Source organism: Anoxybacillus sp. (assembly GCF_036834105.1).
GTDB lineage: Bacteria > Bacillota > Bacilli > Bacillales > Anoxybacillaceae > Anoxybacillus.
In genome coordinates this window covers 1-4,319 of the sequence record NZ_DAITON010000163.1, presented here as the reverse complement: position 1 = coordinate 4,319, position 4,319 = coordinate 1, and the positions used below count along the sequence as shown (strand labels likewise).

Sequence of the window (4,319 nt, the reverse complement as noted above, 5' to 3'; positions counted from 1 at the left end):
CCATGTAAAAAGGTGTTCATACAGAAGTTGTCACTTTAAAGTGTATGTATATAGATATGGTACCTGTCACGCCCCCTGAAGATTGTCGAAGTTTGATAGAGACAGAGAGTCGTTGGATGGCTCTCTGCTCTTCCATTTCCAAAGCAGGAACATCGCTACTTTTGTCGAAATATGCGCCAAAACGGAAAGCGAGGTGCATATATGTCCATTGATCATGATCGGTTGTTTAAAGAGTTGATTCAAACGTTTTTTGAAGAGTTTATTCTTCTCTTCTTCCCGCATGTGCATGAGCATATCGACTTTCAGCACGTAGCTTTTTTGTCAGAGGAACTATTCACTGATGTGACGGCAGGGGAGAAGTATCGCGTTGATTTGCTTGTTGAAACGAAATTAAAAGGGGAGGATGGCTTGATTATCGTCCATATTGAAAATCAAAGCTATGTGCAACTGTCATTTCGAGAACGGATGTTTATTTACTTTAGCCGTTTGTTTGAAAAGCATCGTAAACCTATTTTGCCGATTGCAGTATTTAGCTACGATCATCTTCGCAATGAACCTTCATCATTTACACTCCAGTTCCCGTTTTTCGATGTGCTCCAATTTCAATTTCTTGCAGTTGAGTTGCGTAAACAAAACTGGCGTGATTACATTCGCCATGACAACCCCATCGCGGCTGCGTTGCTAAGCAAAATGGGGTATACTGAAAGTGAACGAGTAGAGCTAAAGAAACAATTTTTACGAATGATTGTGCGCATGGAATTAGACGAAGCAAAGCAACGATTGTTAATCGGCTTTTTTGAAACATATGTTAAACTATCAGACGAAGAAGAACAGCAATTACGAAACGAGGTGAATGAAATGGAGACGAAAGAAAAAGAACAAGTGTTGGAGTTAATCATTTCATATGAGAAAAAAGCGTTAGAAAAAGGTTTAAGAGAAGGAGTGGAACGAGGATTACAACAAGGATTACAACAAGGATTACAACAAGGACTACAGCTAGAAAAACGCCATATTGCAAAAAAGATGCTGGAGAAAGGCTACGATATACAAACGATTCATGAACTGACGGAGTTGTCTGTGGAAGAGATTGAAAGGTTGAAATGATATGGCATTGTTCCCCTTTTAATTATGTAGGTGTGTATGTCAGTAAAAAGGAAAAATTTGCTCTTATGCAACAAAATATTCAAAATTTTTTGTTGTTTTCTACAGTATTCGACAACATTCTCCGTCTTCTTTCCGTACAATTGAATCGGGGAATGTGCTCGATTTTAGGGGAGGGGATTAAAGTGACGACGATTTGCAAAGCGGATTATTATTATGGTGCGTTGCTTTCTGCACTAGTAAATGGTGGATTAGCACCAGCGTTGTTTGAAAAAGAAAATGACAGTAGGCAAATTTATACCGTTACGACAAATAAAGCGAGTTATATTATTTACACGAAGTATCATACTACCCCATCCGGCTCCGGAGATTTCACATGGTCTTTCACATTTAGTGACAATGAAATGCAAGAAATTATAAATGTTCATCAAGGTAATCCAGATAAAACGCTAATTTTTGCTTTTATTTGTGGTCAGAAGCAAAGTAAGTGACAGCAACCAAATCATCGCCATTGTTCGCTGGGACGAATTTGTTGCGTGCGTTGATGTAAGCAAAAATCAATCCCGTGGCACACCACGTTTATCGGTGAAAGTGGTTAAAGGCTCTCCACGTTTTCGTATTTATGGAAGCAAACGTGCTGATATGCTTGATGGCAAAGACAATACGATTAGAATTGAGAGGAATCGGTTGAAAACTCTATAAAGACAGTACCGATTTTTAGCAAACGGAGGTATAAAGATGGACGTAAAAGAACTTATTTCATCTATTTCTCATCCATAGCGCATCTCTGTTTTTTAGACGAGTGGAAAGAAGATTTAGAATAAATGCAAAATATATACAAATAGGCGGTGCATGTTCGCACCGCCTATTTGTCAATTGTTGTGTGAGAATAAATCATAGTCTAATGATCGTTCATCGCTCAAGAAAGCAATATTTTGTTGTTTTTGATCCAAACAAATCAATGAACGTCATTTGTTAACAGTTCGTCTATGATTTGTTCTATGTCCCTATCCGCTTTTGTTTATGCTTGTCACATTTTCATTAAGCGAAACTTTTGCTTTTCTTTGTTCCTTCCTTTTTAATGGAGTTACGAGGTATTTTTTGTAGAGGATAGGAGAGAAACGAATGAAAATTCAATCGATTGAGCCGACGCCAAGTCCTAATACAATGAAAGTGTTGCTCGATGAAGAGCTTCCATTTGGCACAAGTTATAACTATAAACCCGAGCAAGCGGCACATGCCCCTAATATCATCCAGCAATTGCTGCAAATCGAAGGGGTGAAGGGTATTTATCATGTCGCTGATTTTTTAGCTGTCGAACGGCATGCGAAATATGATTGGAAACCGATTTTAACAAAAGTGCGCGAAGTGTTTGGTGAACAGGTGGATAAGCTCCAAGACAATGAACCCGTACGCAACGATCATTTTGGCGAAGTGAAAGTGTATGTGCAAATGCTTTATGGCTTACCGATGCAAGTGAAGTTAACGAACGGTCATGAAGAGAGACGAGTTGGGTTGCCCCAACCGTTTGTCGATGCGGTGTTAGAGGCGCAAAAACATGCAGGGAATATTGTCATGGAGCGAAAATGGGTCGAAAAGGGTGTTCGATACGGGACGTTTGAAGAAATCGGTGCCGAAGTCGTAGAGGAGTTGTCTGCCGCTTATCCTGCAGAACGGCTCGAACGGTTCGTACACATGTTTAAACAAGGAGAGCAGGGGAAAACGCAAAAACGAACAAGTGTTCAAGTGACGGAACAAATGTTGGATGACCCAGATTGGACGAAACGGTATGTAGCGTTAGAGCAAATGATAGAGCCGACGGAAACCGACTTGCCCGTATTGGCAAAGGCGTTAAAAGACGAGAAAGTGGCGATTCGTCGCTTAGCGACTGCCTATTTAGGAATGATTGGCGGAAAAAGTGTGCTGCCATATTTGTATGAAGCATTAAAAGATCCAGCTGTTTCTGTGCGTCGTACAGCTGGTGACTGTTTGTCTGACATTGGGGACGTGGAGGCCATCCCTGTGATGGTCGAAGCGCTAAAAGATGCAAGCAAGCTCGTTCGCTGGCGTGCTGCGATGTTTTTATACGAAAACGGCGATGACTCCGTCTTGCCTGCGTTAAAAGCAGCCGAAAACGATCCAGAATTTGAAGTAAGCATGCAAGTAAAAATGGCCATCGAGCGAATCGAAAGTGGGGAAGAAGCAAAAGGATCCGTTTGGAAACAAATGACGGAGGGAAGAAAAAGAGGGGAATATGATGCAAATGTGCCAGGGCAGTAATTATCAATGAATGCCATGAAATTCTCCGCCACGTGAAAAATAGTATTCAATTGTTGGCGGAAGAAGACAGCACGTGCATAGACGGAAATTGTGGGAGCGACTAAATGTGAGAAAATGAAAAGCCGGCTAGGGTTTCCAAACCGGCTTTATAATTACTCCACATCATCCATATGCAAGATGGAACTAAGCGAAATTGCTAAATCTGGATACAAAAAAGACGTTAACACATCTTTCGGACCGAATACTGCTCGTTTTTGAAACCGCCCGTCTTCCAAGGCGACGACTTCAATCGTCTGATTGCTCGGGTCGACCATCCAATACTCTTTCACACCATTTGTCTCATATAAATAGTACTTTTGATTTCGATCTTTCAATCCGGTGCTAGCGGATAACACTTCGATTACGAGATCGGGTGCACCTTGTACTCGTTTTTTCTTCAATTGATTTACGTTGCAAATAACGAATAAATCTGGCTGCACAACTGTTTGTGCTTCTTCTTCATTTTTAGCTGTATCGAATTGCACGTCAAATGGAGATAAGATGAGGTGGCATCCTCGTACTTTGAAGTAAGGAGCTAAGGCGAGATGCAGTTCACCAACAACATATTGATGGACATACGAAGGTGATGCAAGCAAATAAGGAATACCGTCAATTAGCTCCCAATTCCCTTCCCACTGTTGAATATCTTTATACGAATACAGACGCCCGGATTGTACTTTTTCCATCGCCCTCAATCCCTTCTTTGTTTTTTCTACATTATATCACAATGAGAACGTACGGTTTGTATGTGGCAAGAATACATCTAGCTTCATCTTTTTTTATTTTTGACATATTTCGATAGAATTTTGTGTGTATGTTTGCTATAGTAGGATTACTATGTATCGGGTAGTGTCAAAAATTCTATGAAAAGTACCGATGAGCGACTTGTTACAGGAAAA

3 protein-coding genes and 1 pseudogene are annotated in these 4,319 nt (G+C 40.6%); 3 read left to right on the top strand and 1 reads right to left on the bottom strand.

Features of this window, described 5'->3' with window-relative positions:
- Positions 1–201: 201 nt before the first annotated feature.
- The 3 genes and pseudogenes from V7Z64_RS12105 (at position 202) to V7Z64_RS12095 (ending at position 3,381) form a co-directional block, all read left to right on the top strand.
- Positions 202–1,104, top strand: coding sequence for a transposase (locus V7Z64_RS12105; protein WP_334110546.1), 903 nt, complete (start codon positions 202–204; stop codon positions 1,102–1,104).
- 182 nt (positions 1,105–1,286) lie between these two features.
- Positions 1,287–1,803 (top strand): annotated as a pseudogene (locus V7Z64_RS12100) (hypothetical protein).
- A 423-nt stretch (positions 1,804–2,226) separates the two neighbouring features.
- Positions 2,227–3,381, top strand: coding sequence for a conserved virulence factor C family protein (locus V7Z64_RS12095; protein ID WP_297988584.1), 1,155 nt, complete (start codon positions 2,227–2,229; stop codon positions 3,379–3,381).
- A 152-nt stretch (positions 3,382–3,533) separates the two neighbouring features.
- Here the strand turns inward: V7Z64_RS12095 and V7Z64_RS12090 are convergent, their stop codons facing one another.
- Positions 3,534–4,106 carry a Uma2 family endonuclease gene (locus tag V7Z64_RS12090; protein ID WP_297988587.1) on the bottom strand — a complete coding sequence of 191 codons (573 nt, stop codon included), beginning with the start codon at positions 4,104–4,106 and terminating at the stop codon, positions 3,534–3,536.
- Positions 4,107–4,319 lie beyond the last annotated feature (213 nt).